Origin of the sequence: Rhizobium etli 8C-3 (assembly GCF_001908375.1) — a bacterium.
Lineage (GTDB): Bacteria > Pseudomonadota > Alphaproteobacteria > Rhizobiales > Rhizobiaceae > Rhizobium > Rhizobium etli_B.
Map to the genome: position 1 here is coordinate 320,182 of NZ_CP017243.1, position 17,016 is coordinate 337,197.

Consider the following 17,016-nt stretch of genomic DNA (forward strand, 5'->3'; position numbering starts at 1 on the left):
CCTATTGGAAGCTCACAGCTAGAGTGCCGCAGATTGAAAAAGTTCTGTTTCTGCCAAGTTCGAATGCCATACTGCCCACGTTTGCTGGCGTAGGGGATTGCGGGTGGGATCAATGGCGATGAGCGAGCGTGATCTTTAGCGGATCGAGGTTCTGTCGCAGGTGATCGACGGAAGATCGGCGACGACCGCAGATTACTGTTCGCTCAATGTCAATGCGAAGGACCGATTATGAAGAAACCTAAACCATTCCCAATACAGCGGCAGAGCCGCGGCCGGAATCGCCAGAAATAAGCCTCGCATCGGCCACCGGGTGCTCCACTCGTGCGCCAATAACACGCGTAATCAACGGGATCGAGACGGCACACGCTTTACGGTCTTGCGCTTATTTGTGATCTTTATCCCACAATATGGACTTCGATACCTGGTGTTTCCAAGTGACAAGCAGTGTGGCCAATAATTCTAACCGCCTAGCTCTGCGTCTTCATACTTCCAGAAATGATGTCCCTGGCGGCTGAAAGGAACCCGTCCATTTGGGTTCTGGTGCCGATGCTGACGCGGATAAAATTTTCCAAACCGGCATCGGGAAAGACGGCTACAAGTATGTTCTGCCTATCCAAAGACGCTTGCCACCATTTGCCATCTCGTCCGGGTGGCACCCGAGCTAGCAAAAAGTTTGTGTGGGAGGGAATGACAGAAAAGCCCAATTGAGACAAGGCAGTGGTCGTTCTGTGTCTTTCATGTTTAATATATCTGTGGTTCTCGTCGTAGTCGGCGCGGTGCGAAAGGATACTAATGCCCACCGCATGGCCGATCACGTTCATGTTAAAGACATTTTGCAGGTTGCGTAGCCTCCCAATAAGTTCAGGATGACCAAAGCCGAAACCGACGCGAATTCCCGCGGCTGCAAAGCCTTTCGAAAGTGTTCTCAATACTAGAAGGTTTGGATGACGATCGACAAGGCGCAGGGCATCATCGGGTGCAAAGTCGACATACGCTTCATCCACCACTATCAACTGGTCCGATTGCGCGACGAGGCGGTCGATTTCAGCCACCGGAACGAAGGTTCCCGTTGGATTGTTCGGATTGGCCAGCAGTATGAATTTTGCATCTTTTGCTGGACCAAGAAGCAGCTGCTCGATTGGCAGAGAATAAGACTCGCCCCATTCGATTTCGAGAAATCTGGCACCCTGCAACTTGGCCAGTTTGCGGTTAAAGGAAAAACCTGGCGATATCATCGCAACGCTATCTCCCGGGTCGAGGAATGCTCTGTAGATGAGCCCAAGCAGCTCCGACGAGCCGTTCCCGGCGACCACCTGATCCTGGGAGAGGCCATACGCGCTGGCGGCTGCGTCGCGCAAGCTCAGATTGTCATCTTCGGGATACAGATAATGCCGTTCGAGGGCCGCCAGCGCACTTTGCATCACCATCATCGGCAACGGAAACGGATTCTCATTCGTGTTTAGTTTAACGCAGTTCGCATCTCGCCCCGGTTGATTGGAGGGTAGCGCATTTAGCTGTCTCGCCATCGGCGAAAGAGCCGAAAGCACGGCTTGCAGCTTTGCATCAGCCATATCTTTTCTCCGTTTCAGTAAGCCGAGTCGTGAGCGCGTGATCGGCTGTCTCCTGTTGAAGCCACATCGGACGTTGGCGCGGCCCGCCTGCGGGCTGCTACGGTCGCCGCGTAGTTGATAGGCCAGGGACCGCCGCGGCCGCTTCAAGCCGCCAATGGTCAAGCCTCCCCACTCTCACACTCATGCGTCACTTGCTCCATTCGCCTTTCGAGGAACTGTTCGATCTCAAACGCCAACGCCGCAGGGTCGTGGCCAACCGTTTCGAGATGTAATTCAGCGCCCTCAGGGATTTCGTACGGCGAGGAAACGCCGGTGAAATTGGCGATCTTGCCGGCGAGCGCCTTCCGATAAAGCCCCTTCGGATCGCGTCGCGCGCATTCCTCAAGCGGCGTGTCGACGAGGATTTCAATAAGCTCCCCTCCTCCATCAGCTCGGCGACCTCGGCAACGCGGCGGATGTTCTCGACGCGATCGGGTTGATTGAAGCCAGGTCGCGATTGAGCCCGTGGCGCACGTTGTCGCCGTCGAGGATGTAGGTGTGCTTCCCGTGGGCATGCAGCAGCCGGTCGAGCGCATTGGCGATTGTCGACTTGCCGGAGCCGGAAAGTCCAGTGAACAAAAGGAGGACGGCTGGCTGCTGACTCTTCATCGCCGCGCGCGCCCTTGTCAGCGTCGGTCGCCTGCCAATGCAGGTTGTCGGCGCGCCTTGCCCAGCTTTGGCTGCCACTGAAATTGAAGACCCCGGTCGGCCCTTGGGCTTTGCGAAAGAGCTCGGGAGGATCGACGTGGTCGATGAGTTCCAGCTCGTTTTCCCAGCACAGCTTCCACCGCACCTCAGAACGCATGCAAAGACCTCCTTTGGTATTTCCTGCTGCTGTTTTTGAAGCACGCACTGTGCGATCGAAGCAGTGGCCACCCCGATGCATGTCGGCGCCGTTGCTCGGGTTCGCGCTATAGCCAGTCCGGATCGTCAAATGTTTCGCCGTCACTCGCGTCTGAGATCATTCCTAATGCATCATCACGGGAGATTGGTAAAATGGATTGTATGAATGGAATTATCGATGCTTTGTATGTCGAATATACGGGTTTCTTAGACTTTGACGTGACCTCCCTGGCACTCGCGGCGTAAAGACGACCGCGCGTCCCCTCCAGCGGCCGAAAGCAGGGATACGTTGGACCAGTTGACCCAACTGCGCCCTCCCCGGTTTACCCACCTATGTCCCGGAGTGGCGATGAACGGTCGCCAGCTAGTCCTAACCGCCTGCGCAAAGCTCGCTTCGGCAACCTGCAACGGCGCGAGCGGTTGGTCGCGGTTTCTGATGGAACTTCATCAGGGACGCACGTTCTGTTTATTGAAGCTAGCGATCTACGTCCTATTCGCGATCGTCTGCAGTGGCGCTGGTAGACGCGACTTTCATGGCACGATCGCCGCTATCGCTACCGGTCTCGTCTATGCGGCTTAGTAAGCTGAAAATATCTTGCAAGATCTCTTCATCGAAAGTCCGCAACTTCACGATAGTAGCCAGCAGCAGAACCGCTTTGGTTTCCGTTTCGCCCCAAAGATAAGGTGCCGCCGGGGCGATAATTTCTTCCGGAGTGGCATCCAAAACCTCACACAGATGAATCAGTCGGCTCACGGTCAAGCGGGATACTCCATTTTCGTACCGGCCGTAGACCTGCTTAGTGATGCCAAGCAAGGGCGCCAGTTTCGAGCGCGGGAGTTTTCGCTTATCGCGGGCTTCGCGAAGGCTGATGCTGATCAAGTTTTCGAGTTCGGCGCTAAGTGCAATCCGTCCGTCAAAAGGTTTTCGATAGACCGGCTTGTCTATGCCTGGATCATCGACTTGTTGCAAACCGAGTTCATTAATCCATTGCTTCAATGGTGGTCCTGACATTGCTCCGACTGAGGTAAATGCGCCGAAGCTCTTTATACGGAAAGTGATGTGCTTGGAACCACCAATGTTTCGTTTCGATCTCATTTGGCGCATTTTGGGCCACGCGGACCTCACCCGATAGCTATCGTTCACCAAAATATATCAGTGATTGCAAGTACATACACATAGATCACACCGAAATCGCTTCACGCAAGGATTATCCACTTGCGCCAAATTGGCTATGACCCTCAGTGATTTTGGTGATAACGGTCGCTTCATTTCCTCGTCTAGCTCCCGGGACGTCGTGTGCGGGCATGGTGGCCTTTTGTCCTGCACGCGGAGCTCTCGGTTCACGGCAAACCAATCACGGCTCCGCGCGCTGGCTGCTCTGGTGTTTGGTTCCGGCATTTGATGGTGCAATATTTTCCTTGGCATGGAGGGAAGCACTATGGGCCAGGTTCTACACGGGAGCGCCACGACGACAGAGGCAATCCGTCGAGCAATAGTGAAGAGAGCCTGAGAACGCTTTCGAAGCGATACGGGATCAACCAGAAAACCGTGGCGAAATGGAAGAAGCGGACATCGTTGGTCGACCTTCCTACAGGCCCAAGGACCCACACTCGACGACCCTTTCCCTCGAAGAAGAGGCCGCTATCGTCGCCTTCCGCCGGCACACGTTGCTGCCGCTCGATGATTGCCTCTACGCTCATCAGCCGTATCCATCCGGCGAAGGCCGCGAGGGCTTATGATTTCGGCTCGTCTGCCATGATGCGTTCGATCTTGTCGCGATCGCATTGCTCGTCGACAAGGAACTGCCGAACACCTCCTTCCCAGGTGCGGATATCGGCGAGGAACTCCTTCAAGCTTTCGATGCCCCGGTCGGTGAAGGTCGTGATGCCCTCTTCGCTGCCGTCATGGGCATGGATCATCTCACCATAGTCGATGTTGTCGGAGTTGCTGGCAACCTCCTGGATGAGTTCGAGGTTCTCGCCAATCAGCGTGGCAACGTAGTCGATCGTGTAGACATGCGTCGGGCGCGCCATCAGGCCGCCACCTGCCGGGCGCTTACGGCGGACCAGTTCCACGGCAATAGTTCCGGCAGCCTTGATACTGGAAGGCTGGGCATGCGGGCGAGCACGTCCGCCAGCCAGGCCTGCGGATCGATATCGTTCATCTTTGCCGAGACGATCAGGGAATACATGAAAGCGGCACGCTCGCCTCCACGCTGGGAGCCGGCGAATAGCCATGCCGTTCTTCCGAGAGCAACGCCGCGCAGGGCTCGTTCGGCGGCATTGTTCGTCAGACACAGTCTGCCGTCGTCGAGGAACCGGGCGAAGGCTTCCCAGCGACCCTCCTTCTCGAACATGTAGTTGATCGCCTTGGCGACGGGGTTGTGCTTCGACATTTGCCCGCGCTGGGCCATGAGCCAATCGTGCAGTTCTTCGACGAGCGGGCGAGCATGTTGCAGCCTCGCTGCGAGCCTATCCTCGGCAGGCATTCCGTTTATGCCGCGCTCGATGTCGAAGAGCGCGTCGATGCGGGCAACGGCCTCGAGCGCGACAGGCGATATCTCGTGGGCAGGTTTGCCCTTGCGCACGTTGCCGGCGATGTCAGCGAGTTCGAAGAATTTGCGCCGCGCGTGGCTCCAGCAAAGTGCGCTGATCACCAGCGCGGGGCGGCGGTCGGCACGATAGAGGTGGTTGTAGCCGCCATAGGCATCGGCTTGCAGGGTGCCGTGCCATCCGGCGAGATACGTGTTGGGGTGGGTCTTCTCGCGATCGGGAGAGAAGTGGAAGAGTGCGGCGGGAGGCGCGCCGCCCGCGAAAGGGCGGTCATCGCGGACGTAAGTCCAGAGCCTCGCCTGCTTTGTTGCTCCCCTGGCCAGAAGCGGCACGGTGGTGTCGTCACCATGCAGCCGTTCGGCGGCCAGAACATGGGCACGGATCAGGTCATGGATCGGCTGCAGGGCCGTCGTGCAGGCTCCGACCTGATCGGCCAGTGTGGAGAGACTGAGAGCGACGCCTTCCCTGGCGTAGCGCTCAGCCTGGCGGTTCAATGGCTGATGTTGGCCGAACTTCTCGAACAGGATTGTCGCCAGCAGGTTGGGTCCCGCCCATCCGCGTGGTGTCGCATGGAAGGGGGCCGGTGGCTGGCTGATCTTGTCGCAGTCCCGGCAGGTGAACTTCTCGCGCACCGTCTGGATCCTTCCACTGGCGCGGAATGATCTCCAGCGTCTCGGTGATGTCTTCGCCCATCTTCACGATGCGGGGCGAGCCGCAGCAGGTGCAGGTCGACGGGGCATCGATGACCAGGCGCTCGCGCGGCAGGTGCTCGGGAAACGGCTTGCGGGCCGGCCGGCGGCGTTCGAAAGCGGAGACATTTGTGATTCTCGTCGCCACGCGTTCCGCAGCGATCTCGTCTTCGGTGGCGTCGGCTTCAAGTTCTTGGAGCTGCAATTTCATTTGCTCGATCAGCCGGGCGCGGCGCTCCGAGCTCTGGCCGTACTGCTCGCGACGTATCTTGGCGATCTCGAGCTTGAGATGCCGGATCATCGCCTCAGACGTCGTCACGACCGCGCGCACCTGTGCGAGGTCGGCCTCGGCAGAGGCGGCACGCGCTTCCGATGCCGCAAGCGCGGCGCGCAGTCTGGCTATCTCCGAAGCAGCATCATCCATGGCCGAAAGCTACCATGCCGCATGCCGAAAGCCCAACAAAAACAGAGGAATGCAGGCGGCCAGCCTGCCTTCGAAGGCCGCTGCGTCCAGCGCGGGTTGCGCCAGTCGATCCCTTCCAGGAGATAGCCGAGCTGCGCCGACGATACAGGCACGGCGGAGCCATTCTGGCTGACCGGCCAGATGAACTTTCCAGCTTCCAGCCGCTTCAGGTAAAGCGACATGCCGACGCCGTCATGCCAGAGGACCTTGATCAGGTCACCCTTGCGACCCCGGAAGCAGAAGACTTCGCCGCCATGAGGATCGCGGCCAAGACCTTGCTGAACCTTCAGCGCCAGGCTGTTCATGCCGCAACGCATGTCCGTCACCCCGCCCGCGATCCACACCTTTACCCCCGCGGAAAACGCGATCATGACCCATCCACGACGGGCAACAGGCGGGCAAGAATGGTCGGATCAAGCGAGGCTGGGATCGTCAGCCGTCGGCCATTCGGCAGGCCGATCTCGATCGTCATGTCGTCTTCAAATCGCAGCCGTGAGGCTACCTCGCAAGATGCCGCCGCCGATGGCGAAATCGTAAGTGGCACGAAGCCCGTTGTAGCGGAACTGCTCAGAAGACCACTACGGTATTCCCAACGCCAACGGGTCAACAATGACCGTGACAATCCATATCGCCGCGCCGTCACCGAGCCTTGCCGAAAGCCTTGTAGACTTTCCTCGACGATCCGAACCTTCTCTTCGTCCGACCAATCCCGTCGGCGATCAAGATCGTCGACGGACAAGACCTCAATGGGGGAAATGATTGTAGCGCATAACATAAGGCATGGACTTAAAGCCAATCAGCAAGTCAGGACAGACGGCCTTCGCCGGATGGGTACCATCAGCCGACCATTTCACATCTGACGCGTTCGTCGTTGCACAGGTGTTTGCAGCGCCACGGCATTTCACGTCTGCCGGAGGTCAGAGGCGACAAGGAGCCGAAGAAGAAGTTCAAAAGCTATCCGGTCGCTTACTTCCACATCGATATTGACGAGGTGCAGACGGCCGAGGGCAAGCTCTATCTCTTTGTCGCAATTGACCGAACATCCAAGTTCGCGTTCGCGGAACTCTACACCAAAGCCGGCAAGATGAATGCCGCTCAGTTCTTGCGCAATCTGATCACGGCAGTGCCCTACACCATTCACACCGTTTTGACCGACAATGGCATTCAGTTCACCAACCGAGCTTGTGATCGAAATGCCTTCCAGCACATCTTCGATTGGGTCTGCGACGATCACAGCATCGAGCATCGCCTGACCAAGGTGAAGCATCCCTGGACCAACGGACAGGTCGAACGGATGAACCGAACGATCAAGGAGGCGACCGTCAAGCGCTTCCACTACGACGATCATGCGCAGTTGAAAAAACATCTGGCTGACTTTATCGACGCCTACAATTTCGGGCGCCGGCTCAAGACGCTAAAGGGCCTTACGCCTTACGAGTTCATCTGCAGACAATGGACTTTGGAGCCGGATCGATTCATCATCGACCCCATCCATAAATGCCGGGACTAAACATCTAGGCGATGCCCTTACCTGAACGGCGACAGCCATGAACAGCGTTTCCAGTCTCAGCGACTCGACCCCGTTTTCGCGGAACCTGATCGTGATGTCAAAAGGCTATTTCCGAGCCGAATGGCAAAAAGGATCGGCGCGATGGAACGGAGGCGCGGAGAGGACGGGCTTAGATTCAGCAATCGAAATCAAAGCATGCGCGCCGGCGGCTCGAATACCCACATGGCATTGAGCGGGAAAACCCAACGAGGGAGTTTAACACAGCCCCTACTGTCGAAGCAAAGCGCATGCAAATAGACTTGGCGTCGCTCGCCGACGAATCGCTCGAGCATCGAGCGAGATCAACGCCAACCAAAGATCGAAAAATTGGGCAATCGGCGCGTATTGTTGATCAGACGGAAATTCGAGTGAAAAACTAAGTTGTGAGATTGCGGGTGTCTGCACACCGACGACAGCGCGTCGGCTGCGACAGCTATCACCAATACTGCTAACTACTGGGGGCGTCATAGACAAACCCAGCTCACTTCACGGGCTCCGCTACATCACTGATACCTCTGTCGCTCTCGTCGTCATCGGGGGTCATTCGCTGCAGGAGCCGAATAAGATCGCGCGTCGTGCCGTTCGGAAGTCTCCTAAGAATCCTCGCCAGTGTGAGACAATCCTCGGCCTCCTCCGATGTGCGGCCCCAAAGATGTGGCGCAGCTTCAAAGATCATATCGATAGGCATGAAGCCAAGAATCTCACACAGATGGATCATCCGAGTAACAGTCATTTTGGAAAATGCCCGCTCGTAGCGTCCGTATACAGGGATGGACAGACCAAGCATTGGAGCAACGTCTGCGCGGGACAGGCCCTGCGCTTCGCGTGTCTTTTTCAGGAACGCGCTGATCAATTCCTCCATGTGACCCAACGATGTAATTTCGCCGCCGAAACCTGGCTTTCGATAGATCGCCTTGTCAACCTCCGGATCGGCGGTGCTGACGAGGCCTCTCGAACTTCTGTAGCTTGCTAGATCTTCCGTCACCGCACGTCCCTATTTTCCTGCCACTCGTTGTAGACTTGAGCCAACCTGAACCGATTTGAACCACTTGCCATCGCCAGACTACAACCGTTTTAAATACCCATTTTGGGCATTTTTTGCGTTATAGCAAATATTTGAGAGTTTAGCCAAATTGCTTCATGAATGCATTCAAAACAGTCTCGCTAGACCGGTGGCCCAGTTCCATGAAAGATGAGTCGGCTATGGCCGCACCCGGCACTGAATCATCTAGGTTGCGTCGAATTTGAGCGAAAATTCACATTCAATGCTCAACATCTTCTAAGCGGTCTTCGTTGAGGACGATAAGACATAATCCTCGAAAACCGATCCATTTCCCCGTCCCACGATATCCCATTTGGCTAGCTGGGAAAGCTCCGCCGTGCTGGAAATCACTCAGCCAAGAACCCATATCAGTTACCGCTCCCGCTAGCGTGTAGGTTCGATGCTCTCTGAAAATTCCGGCATCATGGAGCAAGTGCCACAAACGTGAACTTTGCTAAACGAAGCCGCCACCTTATCGCATCCACACAAAGGGCTTGAAATAGTCGACCGTGAGGGTTACATCATTGTAAGCAGCAGACAACGAGGCTTCCGAAAGGTCGCTGTTGCAGGTGCACCCTTAGAGGTCGGTACACCACGGTAAGGCACACGCGTTCGGCGGAAACGCCATGGGAAGGCTTCTTTAGGGGGCCTTTTTTGTTTCTAGGGCACCCTTATTTGCTGGAAATGAGCCTTTATTACGAGTTGGCAGACGCTACACCTTCGCTTGATGCGGCTGAAATTAATTTCTTTCTGATCAGCGCTTTTTACCACCAGTTCTACGTTGTGTTCGTCTGATCTGCTCGGGAAAAGGTAATAAACAACAAGATCATTAAGGCCAGAGGTCAGGACAGGGCCTGAAACGGCAAGGTTACCTGCCCAGTAAGGCATACAGAGGTAGGCACAAGATGCTCGAACGTGAATCTACCTTGCGGATGTTCGATTGTTGGGAAGGAGTCGTTAATAGTCGTCATGAGGCGCGGTCACCCGAAGACAGCTCTCACGATCTGGACCCATTCACTGAACTGGATTAGTGATTGCGCTGGGTAGTCTGGCTCTGAGACATTGAATTTTCTCCCGATATAAGGGCACGGGTTTGACAACCTTACGAAAGTGCTAACCCCTGAACGTGGTTTCGTTCTCCTGGTAAGGGCCCTTTCATGTTCAAATCGATACGAATAGAGCACTGACCTTTCGCTTCCGTCCTTACGACGGAGTTGTCTGCTTATGTCTCGCGTATCGACCGGAAGCCTGAACATGCTGCAGGAGCGAATTCCCATCCTGAGACCGAATTCCTACGACGCCTTCTCCGCAGGAGACCGGAGGTTCGAAATACGACCAGTGCGCCTGGCCTGACCCGAGAGAGGCTTCGGGCAGCCGAGGACGACACCTACGGCCTGTTCGTCGACTTCCGTTGGCCCAAGAACGTCGGGAAGCCATATTGCCCTCGCTGTGGCTGCCTGGAGCCGTACGGCGTCGTCGTTCTGATGCTCGGAGCCGGAATGCCGCGCCGAATTTTCGGTTTTCGCCAACCGCAAGCTTTCATTCAAGAAGATCATCATGGCAATCTGGGAGGAGATCACGGCCGCCAAGGGCATGGCGGCGCTCCATCTGAGCCGCAAGGTCAACGTCCAGTATAAGACCGCCTACTTCCTGCTGCAGAAGCTCCGGGAGGCAGCCGACCTTCGCCGTGATGCGATCAAGCTGCACGGTACGGTGCAGATCGACGGCAAGTATGTGGGCGGCGTCCTCCGCAAGGTGACAAGAAGGAAGAGCGCAAGGACGGGCGCAAGAAGGAAAATCAGAACGGCAAGCGCATGTGAGTTCTGGCGCTGAGGGAGGCCAACCGCCATGCACCGAACAGAACGGTGACGCGGGTGATCCTGGACGAGAACGGCAAGGATGCATGGGCGGCCGTCGCCAAGCATGTCGAGCCGAAGGCGCTCCTGATCGCTGACGAACACAAGGCGCAACCAGGGCTTTGAAAGAAAGCGCTGTATAGATCCACCTGCTCCGCCCTTTTAGTCCGCTAGCAAAAGGCGGTAGGGGACCGACTTCTCGAAGCGGTTTCCTGCCGGCCGACAAGGGCTACGGCAGCGCTGAAATCCTCGCCAAGCCGGTCGAGTGTAAGGCTTCGGCAACATCGCGCCGAAGAACAACTGGAAGGGCTCAGTCGTCTTCTCACGCTGGGTCTATCGGCAGCGTAACCTCGGAAACGTCAAAAGCACCGGTTCGATCGTAATTGACGCAAAGCTGACAGTCGTGTGCGATCGCGCACATTGACAGGCTGGCATGATGCAAGCGCCGACGTGCATTGTGACCTCAACCCAAATCACTCCAATGCTGGGTTGGCCTTCGGACGGATCGCTCGCAAGGTTGACGCTGTTCAAATACTAGGCGGAGTGGCATAATCCGCGCCTCCCGACACACGGAGCACCGGAAGGCGCCTTCTGTCGCCATTGAAACATTCACTAACAATGATCTGGTGGCACACCAATTGCTTGTAGGAGCCCAGATCTCTGCCGGCAATGGTTCCGGTCCAAGCTCCAGTGGCTACTATCGACGATGACCAACACCTTTAGATGTAAGGCCCATCTTCGCGCATGTCGTACCGTACGAACGGAGCTCGTCAGCGATCATCACGCGCGGCGGCGTGCAGCCGATCCAAAGAGCTTTGTCACCAGCCACTGCTCAGCGCGGGAGCCTCTTCAGCTTTGGATCAAGACGTTGAGAGCGATGCCATTCTGGCCGACAGCTCCGCCGGAGCCAATGTTCTTCGCGCGCGATCGAAGTAACCGACGTTCAGATGTCATGTCGCCGCGAATGAGACTGCTTCAAGGGATTCCAGTGGGAGATCGCCTTGCCGAGTTAAGGCTCCCACTGGCACACGGTTTCATTGGTCACGCCGGTGCCGCATGTTGGCCGCCGCAATCCGCTAAACTTAACGGTGCCCTAGAACCTGAAGAGACACAGCGAAATCGGCCTTTTGTTTGGCACCGGTTGGACTAGGCCCGTTTTCGTTTTCGTCTCAAAAGTGGAGATGCGATATGATTTCGAATCACCAAGCCGACGTGGTTGGCGATAGCGACAAGCTCATCGAGCAAGCACTGCGAGCTGCCATGGATACTGCTCTAAGTCCGGCTGCGCCGGCTCACCTGCGTGGAGCGCTGGACGCGGCAGTGTTTCCAGGGGGCTCCCGGATGCGCCCCAAGCTCTGCTTGAAAGTCTCCTATGTGTGCGGCGAAAAAGATCCTGAGCTGGCGACAAGAGCCGCGGCAGCAATTGAATTGCTGCACTGTGCCTCGTTGGTGCATGACGACTTGCCTTGCTTCGATAACGCGGCGCTACGCCGCGGCAGACCAACGGTGCACCGGCTTTTCGGAGAGCCTATCGCCGTTTTGACCGGCGATGCCTTGATTGTGATGGCTTTCAAATACCTCAGCTTGCAGGCTGCGCTAACACCTGAGTTGGGCGCGCGCATGATCGAGGTGGTTGCGGAGGCGGTCGGCCCCAGTCACGGACTGATCGCCGGACAGTCGATGGAGGCAATGACGCACGTCCCAATCGACCGCTATCACCATTACAAGACCGGCTCCCTCTTTGTCGCGGCGGCCACTTGCGGTGCCCTGGCAAGTGGTGCAGATCCGGCCCCATGGTCTAAGGTGGGGGAATTGCTCGGGCACGCGTATCAGATCGCCGACGACATCGCAGATACAGTCGGCCGCGCAGAAGTGCTTGGCAAATTGCCTGCCGTGGACACGCAGCTGAATCGACCCAGTATCGTTCGCGGCCAAGGATTGGACAGCGCAGCCGCCAGATTTTATGCGTATCTCGAACAGATAGGTGACGCCATTCCTGCCAGCCCTCAAAAACGGTCCTTCGTTGACTGGCTTAATCATGCACTTTGCAAAGGCGTGGCTGGACCGGGAAAAGCCGGTCTGATTCAACAAACGGCGCTGGATTGCGCGCCTTTGTAAGCCCGAGTTACGGTACGCATAACCTAGCCGGCGGCATCATTACCGCTTCATCGTCAACAGCTGCTTCATGAACACTTCGTTCCCTGCATCGAACCGCTGGGCCAAGGTGGATTAGAGGTCTAGCTTTAGCGTTAACGGTTTTTGCAACCAGCTTGGAGGGCCGGCCGACAGAGCGGGCGACGCCGGCATCATCCGACTGGCGGATGCGCGGAGGGCAACAAGTGCGCGGAGGGCAACAAGCGCGCCTGGCGCAACGTCGCCAGATCAGGTGAGCCGGTGCAAAAGCAGGCGACGGCCAACTGGCGGATGACGACCTCGAAATGCGCAACGACCGCTTCGGTCGATACCGTAGCCGCCGGCAGCACGCCGGCTGCCTGCCCGGCAATGTCCGCTCCGAGGCGAATGGCCTTGGCCACGTCGACGCCGTCGCGGATCCCGCCGGACGCGATAAGCTTCACCGTTGGCAGTGCCCGACGGACCGCCTGCAAGCTGGCCGGTGTCGGGATCCCCCAATCGGCAAACGCCATCGCCACTGCACGGCCGGCGGCATCGCGGGCGCGCTCGCCCTCCACCGCGGCCCAACTGGTGCCGCCGGCTCCGGCGACATCAATCACCTCAACACCCGCCTCGACGAGCGCGCAGGCCACCGAGGCGGACAGGCCCCACCCGACTTCTTTGGCCACGATCGGCACGCCCACGCTACGCGCGGCGCGAGCCACCTGCGCCAGTACGCCGTGCCAGTCGCGGTCGCCATCCGGCTGTAGCACTTCCTGCAGCGGATTGAGATGGACGATCAGCCCATCAGCCTCCAGCGCATCGACAGCCCGGCGCGCCAGATCAAGGCCGTCGGCCTCGCGCAGTTGCGCAGCGCCGATATTGGCCAGCAAGGGAATGTCAGGCGCCAGGCGGCGTAGGGCGCGCGTCAGCCCCTGGGAATTGCGCGATTGCAGGCTCACGCGCTGCGAACCGACGCACATGGCGATCCCCAAGGCTTGCGCCGCCTCGCTCAGGTGCCGATTGATGGCCTCTGCGCGTGGCATTCCGCCGGTCATGGAACTGATCAGCAGCGGCGCACGCATGGGCTTGCCTAACAGCGATGTGCGCAGTTCGATCTGCGTCAGGTCCAGCTCGGGCAGTGCGCAGTGTTCGAACCGGATTTGCTCCCAGCCGGCAGCGACCGTGGCTGGCGCCGTTCGCCGATCCAGCACGAGGTCCAGATGGTCGTCCTTGCGCCGGGTCAGGGCGTCGTCGCACCCGCTCGCTCGATCCGCCGTATTGGGCGTTGGCGTTGCGTCGGATCGGACCGAGGGCGCCGCGCGCACGCCGCCGCCTCCCGCGCGTTCACGCCGGCGCACGCTGGCCTCCCCCCGCCGCATCGTTGCCGTAGCGGCTGATCGAGGTCTGGTAGTACTTCGCGCGAATGACCGCCATGGCCTCGATTAACGGTCCCCATGGTGCAGGAAAGCGTTCTTTCACCATCACTCGGTGCAGCATGCGCGCATGGCCGACCAGCTCGTCGTTGAGGAAATCCTCCACAGGCATAGCCGGATAACGCTGCAGGAGCAGGATGGCAGCGTTGTCGGCTTCTCCCGCCGCCCTATCCTTGGCGCATCCATGCAGATCGTTCTGCAGGCGCCCTATCGTGGAGATGAGCCGCAGCACCTGGCGAAACGCCGGACGCGCGCGCAGGGTCGCCATGTCCAGCCCCCATAGCAACGACAGGCAACAGAACACGTTCGCGTAGGCGATCGAATCGATGGAATTGTGCAAGTATTCGGCGTACGACCAGCGTTCAGCCCCCGCCGCCTGCGCGTGTCCGGCGCGCAGCGCCGCGCAGTAGCACCGGGTATCGTTTAGAAGCTCAGTATAGTCGCGCCTATCGTAGGCGAGCGCGGCCAGGGAAGCGCGCAGCACAGCGCAGCCCTCGAAACCGGGGACCGCGCATGGCACGCCCTGCCCCAGCGCCTGCTCCACCGCGGCCAGCTGCTCCGGCGCGATCAGGCCAAGGTCGTTGCAATCGTCGAGCCAAAACAGTAGCGCCAACTCGCAATAAAACGCCACGATCAGCTTTTCGTCCTGCGGATCTCGGCCGGTGCGGGCGCTGATATCGTGCAAGCTCGGTTGGATACACTGCAGGATGTACTGTCCGCCCCTAACTGCTTCTACGGCATGCTCGTCGGCGAATCCGGTCAGGGAACGCCCCCACTCCAGTACTTGCTGCAGCGCGCTTTCGGTCGGGATCATTGCGCTATTCCTCCTGCTCCCTCGGTCGGGATGCGCCGCCCCCAACGAAGAGCCAGCCACAAGCCGGCGAGTTCGATCACGCGCACGACCCGGGTCGGGCAATACAATTCCTTGCCGATCCACAGCGGCGTCTGCGGCAATTCATGCGCCTCATGGCGAGCGAGCATCCACTCCAGCGCGTGCGCGACCGCCAGCGCGATGCGGGCGCGCCCTGTCGGCTCTTCGCGCCCATCCATCACGTGCAACGCGAACAGCGCATAGGCGGTTTCCTCAAATGTTGACGCGCGACCCGCGCCCCAGCCGCCGTCATCGCGCTGCGCCTGCAACAGCGCCGCCAGCGCGCGCTCGTCGCGCCACTGGGGCGCGCCTTGCGCGAGCGCAGCGATTGCATGCGCGGTGGGATACAGCCACGAAACATGCCATTTGTCATTGTCCCATAGACCGTCCGCGTTGCGATTGGCCTCAAGGTAAGCGCTGGTACCGGCGGTGGGCTTTCCCAACAGTCTGAACGCATGCAGGGCGTGGATGTTGGTCGACACCGAGGCATTGCGCTCGCCGGGGAAGGTAACGAACAGCCCGCCGATTTCGAAGTGGCGCAACGCGTCGGCAGCCGGGTTGCGTCCTGCTAGGCGCAGGATGCACAACGCAACAGCAGTGTCGTCCGCATCGGCCGCGAAGTGCAAGGCCGGACCCAGACCGCGCACGCCCAGACAGGCATCGAGCTGCGCGACGATCACGCGCACCGCCTCGGCGAGCGCGGGATGCGAAAACAACCCGGCCAGATGCAGAGTGTACAGCGACCAGCATGGCTCGAACACGTTGATCGGCCAGACGCTGGGAACGACACCTTCGATGCCGCTGCGCGCCGCGCGCGATGCGGCCTGAAGATACCTGTCGGCACGCTCGACCTGTGGCGCGCTCGCCTGTGTGAGGGCGTGCGCACGCCACGCGGCGGTTGCCGCCGGGCTGATGCCGATGCTGCCGTCGTCGTCCAGGCATGCCGTGGTCGGCGACGTCCCCCAGGCTTCCCAGGAGTGCAACAACGGATGGCCGCTCGGCAGCGGTCCCACCGTCCCCAACTTAACCAGGCACGCTTGCCGCAACGGCAACAGCGCCGGGTAGCGCGGAAACACCACGTCGCCCACCAAGGATGTGGCCTCGCCGGAGATCTGCGGCAGGATCAGCTCCGCGCCTACCGGCGCGTCTTCCGGCACCGCATCCGCGTAGGGATCCGGCTGGCGCTCGAGGAACCGCGTTGCAGCCTGAACTGCGTCCGCAGCGCCGGGAAGAGAATCGGCACGCCGCAATGCAAGCAACGCCGCGCACGTGGGTACATGGCGGAACAGTGGGAAGTCAGCACTTCCCCATCCGCCATCGGCCTGTTGCTGCGCCATGAGCCACGCGTATCCGTTCTGCCGACCGGTGACGTTGCCGCTGAACTGCAAAACGCGCGCCGTGTCGTAAACGGACGGACTCACGCTGCCGCCATCGCGCGTCTCGTTCAGCAAGTGGCGCAATTCAGAAAGGATCTGTTCGGACAGCGCACTCATGCGGGATGTTCCCTCTGCAGGCAGTTGACGAGAAGCGCGGCGAAGCGCACCTATGCTGGCGGCGGTCCGCGGTGGGCAACCGCTCCGATCTGCGCCGTGGAATCGAACACAATGTAGCATCTAGCGGTGCCGCCGGCCGATCGCAGCGGTACGGCGGCGCCTCCGTGCGGACCGGCGCCAATGCGCACGGCGCGTGCTTGAACAGATACCCTTTTGGCCCGCTGCACGGCCTGCGCCAACCGCTCCGCACGCGGGCGCATCGAGGTGATGGCTTCCTCGGCCTCTGGCCATAGGCCCGGCACTGACTGGGGCGCTGCATGCAGCTTCGTGATCGGCACGCCGGTTGCTTTCTTCTCCGCCGCATGCTTGCCGGCGGCTTGCCCAGCGTCGCGTCATCCGCTGGCATGTCATCCTCGACCACCTACAATACAAGGCCGAAACAGGCGCGATAGCGATCCAGTGCGCGGTACAGCGTAACGCGCGGCATCCTCCGCGACGG

The 17,016-nt window shown here is 59.2% G+C and carries 13 protein-coding genes and 5 pseudogenes; 6 read left to right on the forward strand and 12 right to left on the reverse strand.

The genetic code is table 11. From position 1 onward, the window contains the following. Positions 1–467 precede the first annotated feature (467 nt). The 4 genes and pseudogenes from hisC to AM571_RS24090 all read right to left on the reverse strand — a co-directional run bounded on the left by hisC (position 468) and on the right by AM571_RS24090 (position 3,450). A complete protein-coding gene (gene hisC, locus AM571_RS24080) occupies positions 468–1,571 on the reverse strand; it encodes a histidinol-phosphate transaminase (protein ID WP_004671991.1) in 1,104 nt (367 codons plus the stop codon). Between the two features lie 158 nt (positions 1,572–1,729). Continuing rightward, a pseudogene (locus AM571_RS24085) lies at positions 1,730–2,277 on the reverse strand (adenylyl-sulfate kinase); the annotation flags it as partial. Between the two features lie 42 nt (positions 2,278–2,319). Beyond that, positions 2,320–2,496: pseudogene (locus AM571_RS38255) on the reverse strand (hypothetical protein); the annotation flags it as partial. A gap of 447 nt (positions 2,497–2,943) precedes the next feature. Next, complete coding sequence (locus AM571_RS24090; protein WP_004671987.1) at positions 2,944–3,450, reverse strand: helix-turn-helix domain-containing protein; 507 nt, start codon at positions 3,448–3,450, stop codon at positions 2,944–2,946. Between the two features lie 442 nt (positions 3,451–3,892). On the opposite strand from AM571_RS24090, the pseudogene AM571_RS24095 reads away from it, so the two are divergent. Further along, positions 3,893–4,160 (forward strand): annotated as a pseudogene (locus AM571_RS24095) (IS481 family transposase); the annotation flags it as partial. A 27-nt stretch (positions 4,161–4,187) separates the two neighbouring features. Here the strand turns inward: AM571_RS24095 and AM571_RS24100 are convergent. The 4 genes from AM571_RS24100 to tnpA form a co-directional block, all read right to left on the reverse strand. Next, on the reverse strand, positions 4,188–4,487 hold the full coding sequence (locus tag AM571_RS24100) for a hypothetical protein (RefSeq protein ID WP_004671980.1): 300 nt from the start codon (positions 4,485–4,487) through the stop codon (positions 4,188–4,190). Continuing rightward, positions 4,487–6,119 (reverse strand): IS66 family transposase gene (tnpC, locus tag AM571_RS24105; RefSeq protein ID WP_100225622.1). Its coding sequence is split into 2 segments (ribosomal slippage): positions 4,487–5,648 and positions 5,647–6,119, totalling 1,635 coding nucleotides; the frame shifts between segments, so codons are not numbered across the junction. The genes AM571_RS24100 and tnpC overlap by 1 nt, the downstream gene beginning before the upstream one ends. Next, positions 6,095–6,529, reverse strand: coding sequence for an IS66 family insertion sequence element accessory protein TnpB (tnpB, locus tag AM571_RS24110; RefSeq protein ID WP_018247201.1), 435 nt, complete (start codon positions 6,527–6,529; stop codon positions 6,095–6,097). Before tnpB ends, tnpC begins: the two co-directional genes overlap by 25 nt. Further along, entirely contained in the window at positions 6,526–6,933 is a 408-nt protein-coding gene (tnpA, locus tag AM571_RS38495) for an IS66-like element accessory protein TnpA (RefSeq protein WP_074063725.1), read from the reverse strand. The genes tnpB and tnpA overlap by 4 nt, the downstream gene beginning before the upstream one ends. Before the next feature lie 63 nt (positions 6,934–6,996). Here tnpA and AM571_RS24125 point away from each other — a divergent pair. Beyond that, a pseudogene (locus AM571_RS24125) lies at positions 6,997–7,676 on the forward strand (IS481 family transposase); the annotation flags it as partial. 512 nt (positions 7,677–8,188) lie between these two features. Here the strand turns inward: AM571_RS24125 and AM571_RS24135 are convergent. Continuing rightward, complete coding sequence (locus AM571_RS24135; RefSeq protein ID WP_018247203.1) at positions 8,189–8,692, reverse strand: helix-turn-helix transcriptional regulator; 504 nt, start codon at positions 8,690–8,692, stop codon at positions 8,189–8,191. A gap of 1,614 nt (positions 8,693–10,306) precedes the next feature. Between AM571_RS24135 and AM571_RS24145 the strand changes: the two genes are divergently transcribed. From AM571_RS24145 to AM571_RS24155, 4 genes and pseudogenes are all read left to right on the forward strand, one after another. Then, positions 10,307–10,582, forward strand: a complete 276-nt coding sequence (locus AM571_RS24145) for a hypothetical protein (protein WP_004671970.1) — start codon at positions 10,307–10,309, stop codon at positions 10,580–10,582. Positions 10,583–10,614: 32 nt separating this feature from the next. Further along, a complete protein-coding gene (locus tag AM571_RS36575; protein WP_008536526.1) occupies positions 10,615–10,731 on the forward strand; it encodes a transposase in 117 nt (38 codons plus the stop codon). A gap of 86 nt (positions 10,732–10,817) precedes the next feature. Beyond that, positions 10,818–10,957: pseudogene (locus tag AM571_RS37090) on the forward strand (IS5/IS1182 family transposase); the annotation flags it as partial. A gap of 836 nt (positions 10,958–11,793) precedes the next feature. Continuing rightward, on the forward strand, positions 11,794–12,723 hold the full coding sequence (locus AM571_RS24155) for a polyprenyl synthetase family protein (protein WP_004671969.1): 930 nt from the start codon (positions 11,794–11,796) through the stop codon (positions 12,721–12,723). Between the two features lie 188 nt (positions 12,724–12,911). On the opposite strand, the gene fni is transcribed toward AM571_RS24155, so the two are convergent. Genes fni through AM571_RS24170 form a run of 3 tightly spaced genes read right to left on the reverse strand, consistent with a single transcriptional unit; the run spans position 12,912 to position 16,517 of the window. Continuing rightward, entirely contained in the window at positions 12,912–14,078 is a 1,167-nt protein-coding gene (fni, locus tag AM571_RS24160; RefSeq protein WP_018247206.1) for a type 2 isopentenyl-diphosphate Delta-isomerase, read from the reverse strand. Further along, positions 14,065–14,967, reverse strand: a complete 903-nt coding sequence (locus tag AM571_RS24165; protein WP_004671966.1) for a terpene synthase family protein — start codon at positions 14,965–14,967, stop codon at positions 14,065–14,067. The genes fni and AM571_RS24165 overlap by 14 nt, the downstream gene beginning before the upstream one ends. Next, positions 14,964–16,517 carry a hypothetical protein gene (locus AM571_RS24170; RefSeq protein WP_018247207.1) on the reverse strand — a complete coding sequence of 518 codons (1,554 nt, stop codon included), beginning with the start codon at positions 16,515–16,517 and terminating at the stop codon, positions 14,964–14,966. Before AM571_RS24170 ends, AM571_RS24165 begins: the two co-directional genes overlap by 4 nt. Positions 16,518–17,016 lie beyond the last annotated feature (499 nt).

What these genes read in the sequence shown, in the direction of transcription:
- hisC (WP_004671991.1), bottom strand. Translation starts at nt 1,571, where the DNA reads ATGGCTGATGCAAAGCTGCAAGCCGTGCTTTCGGCTCTTTCGCCGATG.
- AM571_RS24100 (WP_004671980.1), bottom strand. Translation starts at nt 4,487, where the DNA reads ATGGCGCGCCCGACGCATGTCTACACGATCGACTACGTTGCCACGCTG.
- tnpB (WP_018247201.1), bottom strand. Translation starts at nt 6,529, where the DNA reads ATGATCGCGTTTTCCGCGGGGGTAAAGGTGTGGATCGCGGGCGGGGTG.
- tnpA (WP_074063725.1), bottom strand. Translation starts at nt 6,933, where the DNA reads ATGTTATGCGCTACAATCATTTCCCCCATTGAGGTCTTGTCCGTCGAC.
- AM571_RS24145 (WP_004671970.1), top strand. Translation starts at nt 10,307, where the DNA reads ATGGCAATCTGGGAGGAGATCACGGCCGCCAAGGGCATGGCGGCGCTC.
- AM571_RS24155 (WP_004671969.1), top strand. Translation starts at nt 11,794, where the DNA reads ATGATTTCGAATCACCAAGCCGACGTGGTTGGCGATAGCGACAAGCTC.
- AM571_RS24165 (WP_004671966.1), bottom strand. Translation starts at nt 14,967, where the DNA reads ATGATCCCGACCGAAAGCGCGCTGCAGCAAGTACTGGAGTGGGGGCGT.
- AM571_RS24170 (WP_018247207.1), bottom strand. Translation starts at nt 16,517, where the DNA reads ATGAGTGCGCTGTCCGAACAGATCCTTTCTGAATTGCGCCACTTGCTG.